Here is a 19,961-nt window from a genome sequence, read left to right as displayed (position 1 = left end):
ACTTTTTCAATAGCTTAATTTAATGGGGAGGTGTCGATTGTCCCTTAGCCTCCTTTTTATATCCATTCATAGTTTTAAACTTGCCTGAAATCAACCAACTCACTCAACAATCGATGAGAGGCAATTATGACTGGTAATCAGCCTAGCTATTCAATTATTAGACTTGTCACTGTTATTCAGTTAACCGGACTATCACGCTCAACCATTTACGACAAACAAAATCCGAGATCTCCGCGATACGATCCTACATTTCCTAAAAAAGTGTCACTTGGAGCTAGGGCTGTTGGTTGGTATTTTGGCGAAATAGAAACATGGCTTAAATTCATAAGAATTAATTCATAGATTGTAATAAAGGAGACTTTGTATGAAACGTATTTGCCCTCGGATGAGAAATTTAGAATTTGATGCACCAACTAATCAATGTGGTTTTAACGCTACATTTCCTATATCTAATGGTGTTTGTCCTGAAATAGGAGAGAATACTCTTTTAGGTCAAACCATAAAGGAAGCAAGTTTAATTACTCAAGCGGCAGGTGGAATCATTATCAGTACAGCATTATCTGCTATTGCCACTGCCTTACAGAAGCATATTAATGTTGAGCTACCGACAGGGAAAATCTGTCCAGTATCTCTTAATTTATTAACCTGTGCAGATTCTGGTGAACGAAAGTCTACAGTTGAAAATGAATTTATTAAAGGAATTAAAAGTTACCAAAAAAAACATCTGCAGTCTTATCTCGAAAAATTAAGGGAATATGAGATTTTGTTAGGAGTTCATGAGGTCAAATCGAAGTTGCTTAAAAACAAATTACAATTAGCTGCCGCAGAGGAAGTCAGTGATCTATTACAAGTATTGATTGAACACGAGAGGCGGAAACCGGAAAGACCAAAAGCACCTAAAATGATTTATGAAGATAGTAGTACAGAGGCGCTTATGTTCGGACTAAAGACCGACTCGCCATATGCTTATCTTGGATCAAGTGAGGGCGGAGTGTTAATCAATAGTGCATTAATGTCAAACACGCCAGTAATTAATGCTATTTGGAGTGGTGATGATGTCAACGTGGCAAGAAAAACTACATATTCCTATACGCTATCAGGTGTTAGGCTGACTACACATATAATGATCCAACCTGCTACATTGAAACGATTCATGGACAAGTCACAGGATGTAGTAAGGGACAATGGCTATCTATCTCGCTTTTTAGTGTGTTTCCCATCGCCTGTTAGCGGTTATCGGAAAATCAATGGGATAAGGTATGAGAAAGAATTTACAACGAAATTTAATCGAAGAATAGAAGAATTACTCGAAAGGGAAGTAAATGAATCGTTAATTTTCATTTTTTGTGATGAAGCAAAAGATTTATGGATAAATATTTATAATGATATTGAAAGAAAAATGCAGCCAGCTGGCATTTACGAAAACGCCAAAGATCACGCTTCAAAATTGGCAGAAAATATTGCAAGAGTTGCAGCACTGATCCACTATTTTGAGTATTCCTTTGACTCTAAAATTTCAGTGGAATCATTAAATGTAGCAGTTCAGTTGGTAAGTTATTATTCATTTTACTTTTTGACTTACTTTTGCCCTCCGCCTCTAGATGAGGTTTTAGCTAAAAATCTAGAATCTTGGTTCCATTCATTAAAAGGAAATGGTTTTAGATATGTTAAAAAGAATAAAATATTACAATATGGACCTAAGTGTATAAGAAAAAGTCAGTATTTAAATGATGCGTTGAACAATCTTTGTTCGAAAGACTTAATTGCAATTCATGATTATAAAAATACAGTCGTCGTTGATTTAAGTCCACTATTAGCTTATGACCAAATGAGCTTCGTACGTGATATAGGGTTGGGTTTTAATCGGAGTTCTCTATTCTAGTTTAAATGCTTCTGTATATAACGTCAGAGTTGATTTTTTAATTTTACTTGGTAGTAATTCCAGGTTTTTAAAATAAATAAATTAAATTCACTTTGTATTTGCGATGCTTTTATTTCTTCGTTACTCATCTGCTGCCTAGGGTTTAAGTAATATAATGATTTATTTGTGTGTGAATTGTTGTGGATTCAACTTTGACTCTAATTGTAAGTGGTCATTGATTTTGTGTTTTAAATTTAACTTTTAATATTGACGGAGTCTGGATATGTCTCATTATATCAATAGAAATTTAACCGTAGTGCATACTAATGAGTTTCAAGGATTGCCAGTCCTTGTATTTAGAAATGGTATCTATGTGGAATATTTGCAAAACAATTTTAAAATTATCAATCAGACACTAGCTATGTACGCAAAGGTTTTTGCTGTGAGAATTGATTTGAGGTTCCCTGACGATGATAACATCGATGAAAACCGTAGTGTTACACGATTTATAGGATCATTAAAGGCACAGATCAAAGCAGATTACATTGGAAAGTGTAATAATTCAGATGGATTTGTTCATCAAAGTGAACTGCTCTATATCTGGGTGCAGGAGACTGGAATATATAATAGATCACACTATCACCTTTGTTTGTTCTTTAATGGTAACGCCTATAGAAGCCTAGGTGCGTTTGAACTTGGTAGACCCAACATGTATAACCGGATCGTTAAAGCTTGGGCGAGTGCACTGGCGTTGGATGTTGTGCCTGCACAAGGTTTAGTTCACTTTCCAAAGCGTTCGTGTTATCTACTGGAGCGTAGTCAGCTTCAGCTAAATGGTGAGTTATCGAGGTTGTTTATGCGGTTAAGTTACTTTGCCAAAGTTGATACTAAGACCTATGGAGATGGACATCGTCACTATGGCTGCAGTCGTGTTATGAATGCCGTTCTTTAATCCTATGTAGTAGGGAGTTGCCATTTTGGTAAAGCGTTGTGTTGTAGAATGCCTATAAGGTTTAGATGAGAGGAGATCATACCTCCTCTCATGTGGTAATAGTTAATTACGAAGCCACCACCAGACGTCTCGGTAGATATCTGCCGCCACAATCAAGCCATTGCCAACGACTTCTATAGGTTTGACGATAGCTGCATTAACTGAGGTGGCGATAATGCCCTGAGTAAATGATTTACTGGCTTCGAAGTATTCACCGTTATGTATCTGACTCACGGTATCCTGAATGGTTTTTACACTACCTTGGATTACTGACTCTAGCGGTTTAGCTATTAGATCGCCTGGAGTGCCTAGTAACTGGTTAACAGGCTGTGGCAGATTGAGATATTCTCCCGTGACCTTTGCCGCCGTGGAAAGCAGTGCAATATTAGCAGCTGTGCTGGTTGCGGTTTTACTCATGACTTGTCCTATCAGACCTGAACGTGCTGCAGCTTGAGAGATGATATGTACTGAGTTACTCACTTGTTCCGAATAGGCATCACCCGTTAGACACCAAGTGACAAAGTGTTCACAGTTGCCACAGATGAGATGGTAGGGGTGTTTGCCTAGCTGACTCTTCGCACGTTCAATAGCTGTTGGTGTGCAACACGCAATATCTTTAACGCGAATCTGCTGGCCTTCAGCGAATTCTATGAAGGAAATCAATTCGACAATGCCTAGCTTACCTAAATGAATTACCTCATCTTTACCGATACATAGACCATGGTGTTTAGTAAGGCCCAGTGAGTCGATATTGACCACTAGGTGATCACCTGCTTTTAACTTTCTCATATGACACTCCTTAATGTAAAAGAGCCGGAACATGTTAGTTCCGGCTCTATGGTTGAGCTTACTTGGGTGAAGGGCATTAGATTTCCAGTTCGACAAAGTCCTTATCAATATCGTCCTGCTCAATACCGATATAGCGCAGGGTAGTTTCTTCGGCGCTATGCCTGAGCATCTTCATTACTCGGCCAATATCTTTGGTTTGTTGATACAGCAGATAGCCTCGTGTCTTACGCATTGAGTGGGTGCCTAAGGCGATTTTGAGCTCTTCACCAATCATCGCTAGGGCGCGGCAAATATAGCGGCGCGATAAAGGCGCGGGTTTAATGTGCTTCGCCCGTTGATTACGGTAGGACTGAAACAGATAGATATGGTTAGGATGCTCGCGCGCAATACGCTGTATCCGTTCCAGCGTCTTTTGGTTGAGTTTGATATTGGCAATTTTGCCGGTTTTAGATTCCTTAATGATAAGTCTATCGCCGTGGATATCACTGAACTTAATCGAGAGTAAGTCAGAGATCCGCAGGGCGAGATTAAGGCCGATATTCCACACATCGGCCAGTTGCTGGCTAAACTGTCTTTCCAGTAAGTAGCTGATAAGCTTAACCGTATCTTGGTCTTTAACTGCGTGAACCTCAGGCATGGTCATGTTCCTCTTTTTTGCTATAGTGTGTTTTTGGGCACTTGCATTGCGCAGAGCCTTATTGGGCAAGGGGTTGAGTGTTCCCGTTTTAGGATTCTGGGAACTTCATTTGGCCAAGAGTGTTAATCCAAACTGACCTTCACCTTGTAAACTCCCATATCGAAATAAGCGGCAAAGTTTTGGGTAAATAAATCGATTAATGCTCTGCATTCCCGCTCGCCAATCCAGCCACTAAACAAGCTATAGACCTGCTTGCTGTTAAAGCAGATATCGATGTCTTTGACGAGCTCGGGGAAGGGATGACCGCGATAGGCAAAATCAGTGACGTACACTAAACGCCAATGTTCCTGCTGTTTCTCTAGTCGTACTTCGACGGGATGAAAGCCACCATCTTCGGCGCTGTAATCTGGATCTCTAAAATTGAGCGTGATCGCATTGGCATCTTTTGGATCTACGTTAGCTAGTTCCTTTTCAATGACTTGGTAAAAACGATTAGGCATCGCTGGCAGTTGGTTACGGTTAATGATTAACTTCATGAAATATTCCTTGTTTGATTTACGCGCACACGCAAGAGCCCAGGAGCTACAACTCCTTGGCTCTTGTTGTGTTTGCTGGTGGGGTAAAAATTGCGTGAAACGAGTCTGATGGAGCGTGATGAGGCATTTAGGATGCGCTTTGGTGTTACAAGGTTATCGAAGGGCTGTGTGTTAATGCGGGTAGTGGTTTGTCAGCGGTTTGATATACAGCAATATACAAATAGCCATGGCTGCCTAATGTATCGGCCTCACAGGTAAAGTCATCGTACTCAATGGTGACGCAGTGCTGCTCTCTTGCATCTATCTCACCGGTGACGACTAACCGCTCAAGTTGTTTAACCAATTTCGGAAAAGCATGATTGAAGCGTTTGCGTACTTCAGGGGAAAACTCACCGACAAAACTTGCTCTGTCATTGAGATAATCCAAATGCAGACCACGCAAAATCAGTCTCGCACCAAAGCGGGGAGATACTTTACGGGGTAGACCCCAGGCGTGCTCAATATCGAAAAGTTTTAGGGTTGTCATAGGAACCTCTATGGTTGAAAGGGTGAAACTTTGGGAGTGGGTTGCTTGTTAGCTGGCGAGCTAAAACAGCTATAAATACAAGTGGCTAATACAAGTGATTAGTGGACTAGATGACACGTAGGTAGCGGTTTGCAAAATTAGGTATGGACGCTCCAATTGGGCTGCTCATTACTGCCATGGTTAAAGTACACACCGTTGATCACCCGTTGCCATTCACCCATAGGCACACCATAAGTGTCACAGGGGCAAATATAGCGGCAAAAGCTGATCTCCTTGGGCAAGTGCTCAACCACATCACGGTGAAACACACTCAATACGGTTTTATGCAGCTTTGGATTAGGTGCCACAATTGGCTTGCCAATCACTTGGCCCATGGCATTAAGTGGCCGCACAAACATCGGCAAAATCAACTCAATCACTAATCGGTTACGCAGTTCTGGAAACGCGGCGCAGGCCTCAGCAACGCAGGCCTGCGAAAAGCTGTCGGTAAATTCAATCATGTTGGACTCCTTAATTGGGAGTGATAAAAAGCAGCTTGAATGCGGGGCTAGAGTAAGCCTCGCTCAGCAAAGGACACTGGCGTACGGCCAACCACAATATGGTCAAGCACTCGCACATCAATAAGTCCCAGTGCGTCGGTTAACCGTTTAGTGATGTTTTTATCTGCAGCCGAAGGTTCAGACTCGCCGGATGGATGGTTGTGGGCAAAGATGACCGCCGCCGCATTAACGGCCAACACAGCTTTAACCACTTCTCGGGGATAGACGCTGGCGGCATCTAAGGTGCCAAAGAACAACTCTTTAAATTCAAGTAATTGATGCTGATTATCGAGCAGCATCACCGCAAACACTTCTCGCTCATAACCGCCCAGTTTGTAAGTTAAGAAATCCTTAGTGGCTTGAGGGTTACTGTAGGCATCCTTCTTTACATAACGTTCGGCAATAATATTGGCTGCAGAGGCTAGAATCGCCTCATTAGATTGTGGCCACAGGTTTAGATGTTGAGACGTTGATTTAGTATGCATTGTTTTTGTTGACATAGTCAGGCTCCTTGAAAAGGCAAATGGGTTTATGCCCAGGAGTGATATATATCTAAAAAAATGTCGAATGGGATGTTTGGGAAATGCGTTCGGGTGTGGGTTCAATTGATGGTGAAGACCATGTTTAAACTCGAGCGCTAACTATCGTTTTCAACTGCCCACTTGTATCCAGCAATAACACCAAGCAAGAACAACTTAGCTATCGGTTTGTCTATCACAAAATTAAACATAGTAAGACTCCTTTAAAACACCATAGATACTGATGCTAACCGCAAAGCCAGCAATAAATGCAATAGGCATAATGCCTCCTTAATTGAATTCTGAAAGTAACAAGCAGCTGATGGCATTGAGTCCATCAGCTGCTTTGCTGTAAGTTGGTTGCAGCAAAATATGACATATATGTAAAAGTATTTGACCATCAACGCGGTTTCAATCGCCACATCACTATACCTAAACCCGCGACCACGCCCGCCATGATGTTCATGGCAGTACCACACTTTTACTGCAGCTTCATCCACCCAGAAGGTTAGCGAGCCACGGCTCACTAACGCTTGGTTGTACTGCTTCCAATTAACGATTTTACGCATTGATTTGCCCATGTCGCTGTCCTGAAGGTGAGTCAGGAGATCTGATCATGGCAACACCGATTAGTTCACTGATTTTTTCAACAACGCCGTTGCATGATTGAACCAATCATTATTACGGCGACTTGAAATAACTTTGGGTATTTAAATAACAGATACTTTTAGGTTATTATGATTTAAAACAAAAATATAGATGATTTTTTTAAGTTCGTTAACGATGTGCAGGTATGATGAAACAATCTAGATAGCAGTTGTATAATCTGGCTGATAATTATGTTTATCAAAAAGTTAACAAACTCGGATATTATTTCTTCTGTTTTAAACAGATTGATGCTGTTGTGAGCAAAACGCAGTTTCCGTATAAGTTGCTGGCTTCACAATATTTAGATAGTAGTTTTTAGGTTTAAGGATGAATAAACAAAGGTTATTGGTCAGCTGGATTGGTGGAAAGGACCTAAGTATGCCTTAAGGACTGGTGTCTGGTCCTATTTGGGAAACGGTTAAAGTTACAAAATTTGATGTCACTGAAGAAAGGTTCACCGCTGATTTGTGGGCACTAGAGGGTTCAAAAGTCGCTAGTTTCATTACATCTACTTTAGAGCGGGAGCTGAGATACGTTCCTACACCGAATGCTAAAAATATTAAGGGTATGTTTAAGCGTTTTTTGTATCAGGATGTGACAGAAAATGGACTTGGATCGATGGTGATGCTGACCAAGCTAGATCTAAATTGAACCAGTGGATCAAGAAAAGAGGCGAAGATGTACACCGTTCGAACAATGACACGCAAACCACCCATCTAGTCAGTCGTCCTGACATGAAGAAGTGCATCACATTTTTTAAAAAATTAGTTGAAACAATAGACCTTATAATAGACCAATCATAGTCTGAATAAGTTATGTTACTGAATCAGGACTAAGTGATTTGTGATACTGGATTTTGAAAGAGTTGAATAGGGGACTTGTTAAATCAGTTACTCAATGAGTTAACTAAGCTATCAGATTACAATTTGGTCTTAGCAGGCGTACAAGGATATGGGAGGAACGTATATATGGTTTACGAAGAAAATATTATAAAAATAGCACTATACGTCGCCTGTAACGACGGCGTTTTATCGGAGAAAGAAGAGGAACAACTTGTTAAGTCATCCCTAAAAAACTTCCCAAGTGTTGATCAGAAGAAAATTGATTTTTGGATAGAAGAGTTTTTTAAAGAGGATCTTCTGCTTGAAAATTACTGCGACAAAATAGCTGGTTTAGAGGACAGGTTAATAGCGCTGAAGATTGCGACTGAAACTGCATCGGCTGACGGCTTAGTTCTTAAGGAAAACTTGGCACTTTCTAGGGTCATTAATTACTGGGGTATTCCTTGGGAGGAAATTACTAGTGCCTGAACATATTGACCTATCGCCAAACCCTAAATCCCATATAAAGACGCTATCAAGAATAGGGTATAACCTTGATTCTGCGATAAGTGACATTATCGATAACTCAGTCACGGCAGAGTCTCAAAATATCTTTGTAGAGATGGATGTTGTAGATCAAAAAGCAGCGTTGGTTATCAAAGATGATGGCTACGGAATGAATGAAGATACCCTAATCAATTCTATGAGGATAGGATGTAAAGACCCATCAGATATTAGAGGTGAGTTTGACTTAGGGCGGTTTGGTTCAGGGATGAAGATGGCTAGTTTCTCTCAAGCGAGAAAGCTAACGGTTATTAGTAAGATTGAAAACTCTAATATTCAGAGTGCCACTTGGGATTTAGATTTAGTTGAGCGAGAGAATGCATGGAAATTAATTAAGCACACTGAGCAAGAAACAGAGGGATTGTGTTCGAAATTTAACATTGAGTTTGGAGAATCTGGAACGGCTGTAATATGGGAAAATATTAGCAAATATAATGGATATCCAGTTACTGAACTACAAGCAATCTTGGGACAAGATCTAGCTAGTCTCAAAAGTTATGCCCAATTACACTTCCATAAATTCATGGAAGGAAAACGAGCTATAAGCTTTTATTTTAATTTTCAGAAACTAGAGCATTTCGACCCTTTCTTAAGAAATAGAAATGGTTACCAAGAGGGCCCATCACAAAAGTTTAGAGCTAAAAAGGGCGGGAGTATTGAGCTTAGAGTCCACATACTGCCTCATGAATCTAAATTGACGAAAGCTGACCTAGATAATTTAGGTGGGCCAGACCAAATAACAGCTAATCAAGGGTTATACGTTTACAGGGCGAACAGGCTTATTATCTCTGGGGGATGGTTTGGCCTGACTAGGCTGTCACAACTTGGAAAGTTGGCTAGGGTTGAGGTGAATGTACCAACCAGCTTAGATGAAGAATGGTCTACAGATGTTAAAAAATCGTCGCTTGAGATCCCACATAAAGTAAAAGTCAAACTAAAACAGTTGATTAGAGAGCCAATAACAAGGGCTTTGTTTCCTAAATCGAGTCAGCGAACAAAACTCTCATCATTGTTCAAATATCAAGCTACATAGTGGGTTTCAGGCATACCTAGCCCAGTAAGCTTGTTCAAAGCCCTAATCATCGCGTAAGTTTCTCCCACCTGAGCGTTATAATTCCGCATGCTCAACGTGCCTCCTAGCAGTTGTTTTACCCTGTACATGGCGGTTTCTGAGATTGAACGGCGATGATAACCATACCGTTTTTTCCACTGCTTATTTGAGCCATGAAGCTGTTGCCAACTGACGGCTAAGTTTCGTGGATGCCCTTGTTCCCATAGCGCAGCACCTTCCCTAGGTGGAATGAGCACTAAAGCGCGTTTTCGACGAACGGCTTCGTGACAGGCTTTCGTGTCGTAAGCACCATCACCCGAGATATTACGGATTTTTCGATGGGTTTGCTTAAGTAAATTGGGCATCACTTCAGCGTCTGTGACACCTGATAAACTGAGTTCTGCGGCAATAATTTCATGGCTATGTGTATCTACGGCAATATGCAGTTTACGCCACACTCGGCGCTTTCCATCTGTACCATGTTTCTTCACTTTCCACTCACCTTCGCCATAGACCTTCAAGCCTGTTGAGTCGATAGCTAAGTGCTTAATGGCGCCGCGAGTCTTGGTTTTAAAAGCAATATTGACCGTTTTCGCGCGTTTACTGATGCAGGTGTAATGCGGGCAAGATAATGGGATGTCACCCAGTTTAAACACTGAATTGATGAAGCCTTGTAAGGCTCGCAGTGGCATAGAGAAAATACGCTTGACCATCAACGCAGTGGTAATGGCCAAGTCGCTAAACACTCGAGGGCGACCTTTCTTGGGCTGCTCGACTTTGGCTTTCCACTTAGCAATTGCATCCTCATCAATCCAGAAGGTAAGTGAACCGCGGTTGATTAAGGCTTGGTTGTATTGCTTCCAGTTGGTTGTTTTATAGTGAGGTTTTGACACGGTTGATGGGTAAGTTGATAGGCGATGCCGATCAGATCTGCGGCTACGGTTTTAGTTCAACCTATTTAGGAAACAAGGCCAATAACAAGGTCTCAAAAAACTTACCGTTACAGAGGGCGTTTAGAAGAAGCTAACGCGTTCTGGAAGGTAAATGAAAATGAAAGAGATAAGAGTATTAGCTATGAAATATCGAAAGATAACACTCTTCTGAAGAAGTTATTAGTAACTCTGGATAGAGAACAAGTTTCCGATCTTATTGGGTATTTGACGCATTTGTCAGAGGAAATCCCCATTCATCATATCTATGAAAAAATGTCTTCAGAGCCAAATAAAATTAACCAGAATGATATTAGCTATGATGATCTACTAGAAGGATTTAAAGAACTATGGAACAAGTAGCGGTTGAAGATTGTACCAATACACTTCTTAGAATTTTTAACGAAGCTAAGGCATCTGGACAAAAAGTTGATGAGGCGTTCATAGGGCAGACTATTGAACAGCTCAAATTGATGCTTCCACAGTATAAGACGTTTAGTGAAGATGATTGGAAAACTATAAAGTTTAAAATCGAGACAAATATAAATGTCGAGATTGACGAACACCCGATTATTTTAGCAAGTCCAACAGTTGAAAGATGGCTGGATCATAAGCGCGGTGAATTAGAGTGGGACTATTGGAAGGCCTATAAAGAGTACCTAATTGATCAGGGGCGTTCTTTAGATATTATCAAGAAAACAGAAAAAACTATTGATGAAATACTAGATTGCTCGGGAGATCCACATAAAGAAGGGAAGTGGAATCGTCGGGGACTAGTCATGGGGAATGTCCAGTCAGGTAAGACACAAAACTATCTAGGCTTAATTAACAAGGCTATAGATTCTGGATATAAAGTTATTGTCGTATTAGGTGGGCATCTCAACGAGCTGAGAACTCAGACACAAGAGCGTTTAGATGAAGGCGTAATCGGTAAAGAGTCTAAAAAAAGGTATGAAAGTGGACTTCCTATTGGAGTTGGAAAGTATAGAGATGAGAATTTGCGTGCTTTGTATTGCACAACGACTGACGGCGACTTTAAAAAATCAGTAGCAAATAGCTTTGGAATTCACTTTTCATCAGTTGGAGGCCCTATAGTTTTTGTTATTAAAAAGTGGGCGTCGGTACTTAATAACTTATATGAATGGATCGCCGAGAAGCATAGTCTAGATATTGAAGCAGGACAAAAGTTAAACACTCAACTGTTGTTGATAGATGATGAAGCTGACTATGCATCAATAAATACCAAGCATGAAAAAGGTGACATTACTGCTATCAATAACAATATAAGAAAGATTTTATCTCTCTTTAATCGGTCAACTTATATTGGTTATACTGCAACTCCATTTGCAAATATCTTTATTGATCCAGACGAAGAACATATAGATATAGGCGATGATCTCTTTCCAGCTGATTTTATGATCAGAATACCAACTCCAGATAGCTACGTAGGGCAAAAGCATTTTTTCCAGTCTAATAATGACACTAAAAGAGACCCGGTAGTCATCGTTGACGATTATGAAAAGCTTCTACCAGTAAAAAGTAAAAAAGATACTCCTGTAGGTGTTTTACCTGAGTCGTTAAAAGAAGCAATTAGGTGTTATTTGATAACAGTGGCTGTGAGGTCTCTTATATATGGTCAAGTAAAATTGGCCACGGTTTTAGAGTCATTCCAATATAAACGTTCTGACTCATTTGGCGTTAACCCACCATTATATTGATGGGGTCTGGTCTCACTGTAATATCCAGTGATGTAATTTGTGATCTCTTTATCTGCTTCTGTAAAATTCCCATAACCACTTGCGGGTATCCACTCAGATTTCAAACTTCTAAAGAAACGCTCCATTGGTGCGTTATCCCAACAATTCCCGCGACGACTCATACTTTGCTCAATCTGAAGACGCCATATTAATTGTCTGAATTTCAAGCTCGTGTAATGTGAACCTTGATCGCTGTGATATATCACATTCTCAGGCTTACCCCTTAACTCAAATGCCATTTTCAAAGCTTTACAGGTCAGCTCACTATCTGGTGATAATGACAAAGCCCATCCAACAGGTTTGCGGGAAAATAAGTCTAAAACAACGGCTAGATAGGCCCAACGATTACCGACCCAAACATACGTCACGTCGCCACACCACACTTGATCTGGTTGAGTTACTGCAAATTGTCGATTAAGCGTATTGGGGATTGCAACATGCTCTTGTGTCGCTTTCCGATAAGAATGCTTAGGCTGCTGACAGCTTAATAACCCAAGCTTTTTCATTAGATTACGGGCTCGATAACGACTGAGGCCAATCCCTTTGTTAGTCACTAATTGCGCTATCGTTCGCGCACCGGCAGAGCCATGACTAATACGATGTGCGGCCTTCACTTCACTGCATAAAATAGTAAAGTCTGCATCAATATGTTCTTTTCTTTTTAGCCAATACTTATAGCTACTTCGATGCACTTTGAATGCATTACAAATTGTGAGAATAGAGTGGCTCTGCTTGAGTGCGCTGATTAGCGTAAATTGTTCATCGAGTCTGACATCAAGAGAGCGGTAGCCTTTTTTAGGATAAGATTGTGCTCCTCAAGACGAGCTATTTGCTTCTTCAGCTCACGGATTTCAATTTGTTCAGGGGTAATCGGAGATGCTTTTGGTATGCCACCCTGGCGTTCTAGTTTTAACTGTCTCACCCATTTATCCATAGTGGATTTACCTACGTTCATCGCCTTTGCAGCTTCGATGATGCTATGGTTTTTATCGAGGACTAATTGGGCTGCTTCAAGTTTGAATTCAGCACTAAATGTTTTTCTGGTTGTCGATCTCATGTGTTCACCTAAAGTCATCTACGAGGTAATAATATCACCTCTATTTAGGTGGCCAAAATTAGTGTGCCACTACACTTCTAGGTGCACCAAAAGCTCATAATACAATGTTGATAAACATGACTCATTTAACTGTACTGCAAGATAAGATTGCCGAAATAGTTGATGAGTATATGGATGAAATTCGTAACGCAGCCGATTATGCACTCGGATACCCTCTGGAGACAGCTCTAGGAAAGAGCGAAGCGATTTTGGAGCTTCAACACAGTTTTAACAAATTCTTCGAGATTAATGAAACTTTTGAGGATATTTACCCGCATTTAAAAAGAGCAATTGGAAAAACTAAAGTGTTTGCTGTTCACGGTAAATCTACCGAAAGCCTAGATTATTCAGTTTACAAAACGAATGGCTTGTCGGCCATTGTGATTGGGGGGCATAAGCTTTCTAGGGGGCTAACTTTAGAGGGTCTTACGGTTTCATATTTTACAAGGAACTCAAAAGCCTACGACACGTTAATGCAAATGTGCCGCTGGTTTGGATATAGACCTGGATACAAAGATCTATGTAAGTTGTTCATTACTGAGGAGTCCTATGAGTGGTATGAGTTTATCTCGGGCGCGATTGACGAACTCTATCTTGAACTTGGAAGAATGTCAGAGCAAAAGAAAACTCCAGGTGAGTTCGGGTTAAAGGTAAGAGAACACCCTGGTGCATTGCTAATCACAGCAAAACAAAAAATGAATGCCGCTCATAGCCATACACGGTCTTTAGATTTGGCTGGACGGAGACTGAGGAAGTATGAGTTTTATGTTTCAGATGAGAATAATCTGAAAAACATGGATGTTGCACGAAGCTTAATAAGTCGATTATGTGACACAGGCATACATCGATATGATTCCAAAGATGGTTCAACAGTATTTTACGATGTTGAGCACGCCCTCATTAAAGAGTTTATTTCTAATACAAAGTACGTAGAAGGTGAGGTATCCGATGATTTATTACTGCAATATATTTCAAAATTGGAAAAACAAGGCCTTTCTAAATTTACTGTTTGCATTAAGAATATTAATAAAGAAATACAAACTTGGTGGTCGCAGAAACCCATCCAAGAAGGCGATCCAGCGTTGCCAAGTGTAATTTATTTAGATTCGAGACTGCCAGAAATAAAGCCCTCAAAAAGAAAGCTATTGAAGTCTACTAGCGGTAATACTGTTTGCTGGGAGAGGCAAGAGATCGGCGACAAGCATGATGAAAAATATTTCTTACCTGATCCAGATAAGAATGCAACGAAAGAGTCGGACTCATTTTATTACATTAGGAATCCAGAGCGTAACCAGCCAGGACTGATTATTTACACTTTAGCAGTAGGAACCTTACCAAAGAATGCCAAAAAAGATGACGATGTTATTTTGGGCGTTCCCCACAAGGATCCAACAATTAGTTACTCCATTTCCTTTCCGGTGCTTGATAATCTAAAAGGCAAATCGAAGCAGGAAATTGATCGAATATCTAGAGATACAAAAGTTTCCTACGTGGTTAACCAAATATGGAAGACTTTAAATGAAGAGCAGATAATGGAGTCCGAAGAAGATGACGAATAGATATCAAGAGTTTTTCAAAGATAATCCTTGGGAGGGGATTGATGTAGGTTCATACCCGTCATCAGCTAGAAGGTTGTATAAAGAGGATGCTAGGTTTTGGGTTTCTGTTAATGCAGAAGGAAACTTTTTATTCTTTGTCGAAGAAAATGGCAGCTTCGACTTTGATATTGTTAATAGATTAGATTGTCTAGGTATTCACTTAGATCAAATTTCAGATAAAACGCGGCTTGTATGTATCCTTACAGATGCGGAGATGTTTGATAAGTTTCGCACTATTGCTAAGGATGTCGCGGCATACTCGTCAGAATGTAGCGGATTAAACCTGTTCCGTAGCGTTATATCGAGAATTTATTCATGGAGTGAGTTCTTGAAGCCGTCTAGAACAGGATTAGGATTTCGGGAGCTGATTGGTTTTTGGGGGGAGTTATTCATATTCCATAGCCATTTTGTCGAAAGCTTCGGCCTTGAAAATGCGCTTAAATCTTGGATTGGGCCAGAAAACAAAAAGCAGGACTTCACGTTTGACAATGCTGCCTTTGAGATAAAAACAAGTATTGTTGGGGATAATAATGACCTCAAGATATCTTCAATTGAGCAACTTCAAAAGGTTACGAATTCTCTTTACCTAATTGCTCTAAGGATAAATGAGAGTATAGAGTTATCCGGACTGACAGTAGCCGATTTAGTCGATAGATGTATTTCGTCAATTGAGGGGAATTATGCCCTGAAATCTGATTTTTTGCATAAGATTTCTGAAAAGTATGGAAAGGCAAATGATACTGAATTAGCAAGAAAATTCATTGATATCACTATGACAGCATATGAAGTGTCTGATGATTTTCCAAGAATTGTACCTGAAAATTTACCTCATGAGAAAATATTGAAAGCTAAATACACCATTGATGGAAATTCGCTTGAGAAATATAAAACTTCAAAAACATTAAGGGAGATAGTTGAGCATGGAACCGCTACTACAGTTTAAAAGTGAGCTTATAAATGGAGTGAAGCTGTCAGCTGAAAAGGAACTTTGTTTTGAAGAGGAAAAATTCTTTGAGCTGATCTCTGAATCTATTTCAGAGGCTGGGATTTTGGATAATATTGAGTACCACCCATACAGAAACTCAAATAAATATATGAAGATCGATGGGTATAGCTGGAACCAATTAGAAAGGACACTTAGTGGTATCATTACAGATTATGAGGATAGTGAAGATATTCAAATTATTACCAAAACGGACTTGGTTAAGTTGGGAAAGAATGTCTCAAGATTTCTCGAAAAAATTGATGATGAGAGCTTTTTAGATTCACTTGAGGAGTCAACAGATAGAGTGATCGCAAACTCTATGAGCTTTTATTTGCCGAATGCTTTGAAGTTTAGGGTAGTTGTTCTTAGTACAAGAAAACTGAGTGATCGTGTTAAAAAGGTTGCTATTGAGCCAATAAGAGAAAAGCCAACTTCAATAGAAATTTGGGATTTGGATAGGCTAAAAACCTTGTCTGAATCAGGTACAGAAAACGAACCCTTCTCGATAGATTTTCTAAATATTTGTAATGGGCTTAATAATTTGCCTGCAAATACTGAAGACGAGAATATTCTCACTTATTTGTGTGTAATGCCTGGAAAAGTTCTAAGTGAAATATATGATGAGTTTGGACAGCGTTTGCTTGAGGCGAATGTCCGAACATTCCTAGATTTTCGGTCTTCTGTAAACAACGGTATTAGGAAAGCATTGCTTACAGAGCCTGAGAACTTCTTTGCCTATAACAATGGTTTAACTTGTACAGCAACTCATGTTGAATTTACTAATGTTGGTGGTGTTCAGGTTATTTCTAAGCTCGACAATCTTCAAATAGTGAATGGAGGGCAGACAACCGCTTCGATTTATTTTGCTCCAAGAGAAAAAGGAGGGATCGGTGATAAGCTGTATAAGGATATAGACCTCGATAAGGTTTTTGTTCAAATGAAGCTCACGGTCATTCGTGATGAAGAAAAAATTGAAAACTTAAAATCACGTATAAGTCAATATGCGAATACTCAAAACTCTATTCAAAAGTCTGACTTGGTTTCAAATCACCCATTCCATAGAAATATAGAAAAACTTGCACTTTCTATTCCTATGCCTGCTGGTGAAACAGGGCTGTCGACTAAATGGTTTTATGAGCGTGCTAGGGGGCAGTATACGACTAGAGTTCGAGCTTTAACTAAGGCTCAAAAAGACCGCTTCATGCTTGAGTTTCCAACGAGCCAAAAGTTTTCAAAAACAGATATGGCTAAGTTCGAGAATACTTGGCGAATGAAACCTCATGAAGTTAAAAAGGGAGCGCAAGCTAACTTGAAGTTACTCGGAGAAGTTATTTCTGATGAGTATGATAATGATGAAATACAGTTTAAGCATGCGTTTTATCGAGAGTTGATAGCAAAAGCCATTTTGTTTAAAAGTGCTGATTCAAGTATCTTAAAATCAAATTGGTACAAGAGCGAGAGTGGTTTTAAGGCAGAGACAGTCACTTATACTTTGGCGTTCTTGAGGCACTTACTAATCCAACAAAAGAAAGATATTAATCTTTCTAGGATTTTCCAAAATCAAGATATTTCACCAACTTTATCAAAACAAATTGAAGTTTTGGGTGAATTTGTTAGAGAAAAAATATTAGACCCAACATTCAGAGGTGGACAAGGTAACCCCTCTGAGTTTTGCAAATCACCAAAAGGCTGGGAAGCGTTTAAAGCTTTGAGTTTTGATTTGGACATTCTTGATATTTCTGACGTTCTCAGTAGTAGCGAGATCAAAGAAAAGAAAGAAAACAACAAGAATATAAATGAAGCAGGCTCTCAAATTGAAGCCCAAACAGGCATAATGGATGTCAAGCCGGAAGAATGGAATGCTATCGTAGTGTTTTATAAATCCAAGGGCTACCCCACTTACCACAAGAATATATCGCTACCGGAAAAGTGCTATAAGATGCATGTTGGAGGGGGCTTACCTTCTGATAAGCAAAGCGCCGAAGCGCTAAGAATAAGACAAAAAGCATACAGCGAAGGATTTGATTTTATTTAACACAAATATTCAAAGCCTCAACTTGGGAGTTAGAGGTTCTGTTAGGGCATGTTAACGTTACTAAATTGATCCGCTAATAGCTAAAGGTTGATTAAGAAACCAAATTGAACATCAAGCTTATTGAACTGGCTAAAAATGACGGACCATTTCGTGGCTCAATACGATATGGTTCTAGTACATAGCTATTTGGTTGTATTGACATTTAATTGTGCCCCCCTATTGCGACTCGTTAGAACAACGCAATGCTATGGTGGACTCGTTTTTTGGGGGGATGTCGTCTTCTAGGCTTATGATTTAGGATTAAAGGATTGATATACATGGTAAGTCACTGTCAGCATGACTTATTCGCCTAACCTAAAAGTAAAGAAACCCATTGCTAGACAGTCTCAACCTGGTATTATTGCCTGGAAATTTTATTAATAGTAAGTAGTTAAATGGAAACTGGTAAAGTTCTTGTAATCGACCTTTTTGCGGGGCCTGGCGGGCTTGGGGAGGGTGTATCTTCTGTAACAGATGGCAATGGTATCAAACCGTTCAAGATCGGTGTATCAGTCGAGAAAGAGCCTTCAGCACATAAAACATTAACAACGCGAGCCTTCTACAGAAAAATTAAAATATTAGATGGTGGGTTAGAAGACTACTTTAATTATGTCCGGGGAAAGCTAACTCGGGAAGAAATTTTCGATTTATACCCTCAACAAGCTCAAGAGGCCATTTACGAAACGTTAGAAGAACCTAGAGCTCTGGGTGAAGACAATGATCTAATCCACACTCGCATCCGTGAATTAATTACAACTCATCAAGGCCCTAAAGTTGTCATTGGTGGACCGCCGTGCCAAGCATATTCTTTAGCTGGACGTTCTCGTAATGCGGGAATTAAAGACTATAAAGCTGAAGATGACCACAGAAACTTCTTATACAAGGAATACCTTAAAGTATTATCTATAGCACAACCTGATGTATTTGTTATGGAAAATGTACGAGGTATTCTATCTGCCAAAATCGATGGCAACGTTATGTTTCCCCAAATATTGGAAGACTTGAGAAATCCGGGCCTAGTAACTGGAGTGAGTGGTGTTTCTAAATATAGAGTTTTTTCACTTGTTGTAGAGGCAAACGACCCAAACGATCCTCAATACCCAGATTCTGCTGACTTTCTTATTCGCTCTGAAAATTATGGTGTTCCTCAAGCACGGCATCGCGTAATTTTGTTGGGAGTGCGACAAGATATTACCCATGTACCAGATACCATTTATCCAATGGAACAAGTTGTAACTGTTGAACAAGTGCTGTCTGATTTACCTCCATTAAGAAGTGGTCTATCTAAGCAGAAAGATATTCAACAAGATTGGGAGAAACAAGTACAAACCAATGCTAAAAAGTTAAAATGCATTTTGAAAACGCGATTCGATAGTGGGGCTGTTGATAAATTAAATCTTGAACCAATGTTAGGGTTAGATCGTCAAAGTTCTCTATTGTCAGAACTTGAGCAGAATATACCCGCACATTTAGAGGACTGGTATTTGGATGGCCATCCTGGTTGTGTGTTAAATCATGCGACTCGCGGCCACATGACTTCAGATTTAGTTCGGTATGCTTTCAGTGCTGCGTTTACCAAGTTAAGCGGTGGTACATCGCCTAAAGCAAGAGATTATCCGTTAGAGTTAGCCCCTGATCATGAAAACTGGGATTCGGGGGCGCATGCAGATCGCTTCAGGACTCAAGCTGCAAATAAGTGTGCGACAACGGTAACTAGTCACATTTCTAAAGATGGCCACTACTTTATTCACTATGATCCACAGCAGTGTAGAAGTTTAACTGTGCGAGAAGCTGCAAGATTACAGACATTTCCCGATAATTACATATTTGAAGGGAATAGAACACAGCAATATGTGCAGGTAGGTAATGCTGTGCCACCATATTTGGCAATGCAAATTGGTAAAGTTGTAATGAAGCTTTTAGAGCAAGTTTAACTACTCAGAGGGGGAATAGTCGGGTGTATCAATCCTCGTTGTAGTAGGAGCCTAATTCCTGTTAATTGTCCCCTGTCTCTTTCCCGTAAATAGCTCCGCATTATTCG

19 protein-coding genes and 2 pseudogenes are annotated in these 19,961 nt (G+C 40.0%); 12 read left to right on the top strand and 9 right to left on the bottom strand.

The window, feature by feature from the left end:
* The first annotated feature begins 126 nt into the window (after window positions 1-126).
* The 3 genes from DYH48_RS10890 to DYH48_RS10880 all read left to right on the top strand — a co-directional run bounded on the left by DYH48_RS10890 (window position 127) and on the right by DYH48_RS10880 (window position 2,813).
* Window positions 127-342 carry an AlpA family phage regulatory protein gene (locus DYH48_RS10890; RefSeq protein ID WP_115334780.1) on the top strand — a complete coding sequence of 72 codons (216 nt, stop codon included), beginning with the start codon at window positions 127-129 and terminating at the stop codon, window positions 340-342.
* Between the two features lie 22 nt (window positions 343-364).
* A complete protein-coding gene (locus tag DYH48_RS10885; RefSeq protein ID WP_115334779.1) occupies window positions 365-1,882 on the top strand; it encodes a YfjI family protein in 1,518 nt (505 codons plus the stop codon).
* A 262-nt stretch (window positions 1,883-2,144) separates the two neighbouring features.
* Window positions 2,145-2,813: an inovirus Gp2 family protein gene (locus DYH48_RS10880; RefSeq protein WP_115334778.1), complete on the top strand. Its 669-nt coding sequence runs from the start codon at window positions 2,145-2,147 to the stop codon at window positions 2,811-2,813.
* 102 nt (window positions 2,814-2,915) lie between these two features.
* Here the strand turns inward: DYH48_RS10880 and DYH48_RS10875 are convergent, their stop codons facing one another.
* The 7 genes and pseudogenes from DYH48_RS10875 to DYH48_RS10845 form a co-directional block, all read right to left on the bottom strand.
* Window positions 2,916-3,641 (bottom strand): lecithin retinol acyltransferase family protein, encoded by a 726-nt coding sequence (locus DYH48_RS10875; RefSeq protein WP_172481181.1) that lies wholly within the window; start codon window positions 3,639-3,641, stop codon window positions 2,916-2,918.
* Between the two features lie 76 nt (window positions 3,642-3,717).
* Window positions 3,718-4,278, bottom strand: a complete 561-nt coding sequence (locus tag DYH48_RS10870) for a tyrosine-type recombinase/integrase (protein ID WP_115336121.1) — start codon at window positions 4,276-4,278, stop codon at window positions 3,718-3,720.
* Window positions 4,279-4,400: 122 nt separating this feature from the next.
* Window positions 4,401-4,814 (bottom strand): DUF2787 domain-containing protein, encoded by a 414-nt coding sequence (locus DYH48_RS10865; protein ID WP_115334776.1) that lies wholly within the window; start codon window positions 4,812-4,814, stop codon window positions 4,401-4,403.
* A gap of 145 nt (window positions 4,815-4,959) precedes the next feature.
* The gene (locus DYH48_RS10860; protein ID WP_115334775.1) at window positions 4,960-5,340 is read right to left on the bottom strand and encodes a type IV toxin-antitoxin system YeeU family antitoxin; all 381 of its coding nucleotides are present in this window, start codon (window positions 5,338-5,340) and stop codon (window positions 4,960-4,962) included.
* A gap of 137 nt (window positions 5,341-5,477) precedes the next feature.
* Complete coding sequence (locus DYH48_RS10855) at window positions 5,478-5,840, bottom strand: hypothetical protein (protein WP_115334774.1); 363 nt, start codon at window positions 5,838-5,840, stop codon at window positions 5,478-5,480.
* A gap of 47 nt (window positions 5,841-5,887) precedes the next feature.
* Window positions 5,888-6,379 (bottom strand): RadC family protein, encoded by a 492-nt coding sequence (gene radC, locus DYH48_RS10850; RefSeq protein WP_115334773.1) that lies wholly within the window; start codon window positions 6,377-6,379, stop codon window positions 5,888-5,890.
* A 410-nt stretch (window positions 6,380-6,789) separates the two neighbouring features.
* A pseudogene (locus DYH48_RS10845) lies at window positions 6,790-6,978 on the bottom strand (transposase); the annotation flags it as partial.
* Between the two features lie 460 nt (window positions 6,979-7,438).
* Between DYH48_RS10845 and DYH48_RS23960 the strand changes: the two are divergent.
* From DYH48_RS23960 to DYH48_RS10830, 4 genes are all read left to right on the top strand, one after another.
* On the top strand, window positions 7,439-7,696 hold the full coding sequence (locus tag DYH48_RS23960) for a hypothetical protein (protein ID WP_256613050.1): 258 nt from the start codon (window positions 7,439-7,441) through the stop codon (window positions 7,694-7,696).
* A complete protein-coding gene (locus DYH48_RS23955; RefSeq protein ID WP_256613049.1) occupies window positions 7,693-7,848 on the top strand; it encodes a HEPN domain-containing protein in 156 nt (51 codons plus the stop codon). Before DYH48_RS23960 ends, DYH48_RS23955 begins: the two co-directional genes overlap by 4 nt.
* A gap of 165 nt (window positions 7,849-8,013) precedes the next feature.
* Window positions 8,014-8,355: a hypothetical protein gene (locus DYH48_RS10835; RefSeq protein WP_115334772.1), complete on the top strand. Its 342-nt coding sequence runs from the start codon at window positions 8,014-8,016 to the stop codon at window positions 8,353-8,355.
* On the top strand, window positions 8,348-9,463 hold the full coding sequence (locus tag DYH48_RS10830) for an ATP-binding protein (RefSeq protein WP_172481180.1): 1,116 nt from the start codon (window positions 8,348-8,350) through the stop codon (window positions 9,461-9,463). The genes DYH48_RS10835 and DYH48_RS10830 overlap by 8 nt, the downstream gene beginning before the upstream one ends.
* On the opposite strand, the gene DYH48_RS10825 is transcribed toward DYH48_RS10830, so the two are convergent.
* The gene (locus DYH48_RS10825) at window positions 9,451-10,374 is read right to left on the bottom strand and encodes an IS5 family transposase (protein WP_012088175.1); all 924 of its coding nucleotides are present in this window, start codon (window positions 10,372-10,374) and stop codon (window positions 9,451-9,453) included. The genes DYH48_RS10830 and DYH48_RS10825 overlap by 13 nt on opposite strands.
* A gap of 386 nt (window positions 10,375-10,760) precedes the next feature.
* On the opposite strand from DYH48_RS10825, the gene DYH48_RS10820 reads away from it, so the two are divergent.
* Window positions 10,761-12,128, top strand: coding sequence for a hypothetical protein (locus DYH48_RS10820; RefSeq protein ID WP_115334770.1), 1,368 nt, complete (start codon window positions 10,761-10,763; stop codon window positions 12,126-12,128).
* Here the strand turns inward: DYH48_RS10820 and DYH48_RS10815 are convergent.
* Window positions 12,047-13,224, bottom strand: a protein-coding gene (locus DYH48_RS10815) for an IS3-like element ISSba5 family transposase (RefSeq protein WP_086012033.1) whose coding sequence is annotated in 2 segments (ribosomal slippage) — window positions 12,047-12,966 and window positions 12,966-13,224 — 1,179 coding nt in all. Because the reading frame shifts where the segments join, the coding sequence is not laid out codon by codon here. The two genes, DYH48_RS10820 and DYH48_RS10815, sit on opposite strands and share 82 nt — an antisense overlap.
* A gap of 92 nt (window positions 13,225-13,316) precedes the next feature.
* Here DYH48_RS10815 and DYH48_RS10810 point away from each other — a divergent pair.
* The 4 genes and pseudogenes from DYH48_RS10810 to DYH48_RS10795 form a co-directional block, all read left to right on the top strand.
* Window positions 13,317-14,822 (top strand): annotated as a pseudogene (locus DYH48_RS10810) (Z1 domain-containing protein); the annotation flags it as partial.
* Window positions 14,812-15,804 carry a PD-(D/E)XK motif protein gene (locus DYH48_RS10805; RefSeq protein WP_115334768.1) on the top strand — a complete coding sequence of 331 codons (993 nt, stop codon included), beginning with the start codon at window positions 14,812-14,814 and terminating at the stop codon, window positions 15,802-15,804. The pseudogene DYH48_RS10810 and the gene DYH48_RS10805, both read left to right, overlap by 11 nt.
* Window positions 15,782-17,881: an AIPR family protein gene (locus DYH48_RS10800; protein ID WP_115334767.1), complete on the top strand. Its 2,100-nt coding sequence runs from the start codon at window positions 15,782-15,784 to the stop codon at window positions 17,879-17,881. The genes DYH48_RS10805 and DYH48_RS10800 overlap by 23 nt, the downstream gene beginning before the upstream one ends.
* A 434-nt stretch (window positions 17,882-18,315) precedes the next feature.
* Window positions 18,316-19,854, top strand: coding sequence for a DNA cytosine methyltransferase (locus tag DYH48_RS10795; RefSeq protein WP_115334766.1), 1,539 nt, complete (start codon window positions 18,316-18,318; stop codon window positions 19,852-19,854).
* Window positions 19,855-19,961 lie beyond the last annotated feature (107 nt).

Source organism: Shewanella baltica (assembly GCF_900456975.1).
GTDB classification, from domain to species: Bacteria; Pseudomonadota; Gammaproteobacteria; order Enterobacterales; family Shewanellaceae; genus Shewanella; species Shewanella baltica.
This window is presented reverse-complemented; position numbering and strand designations above follow the sequence as displayed.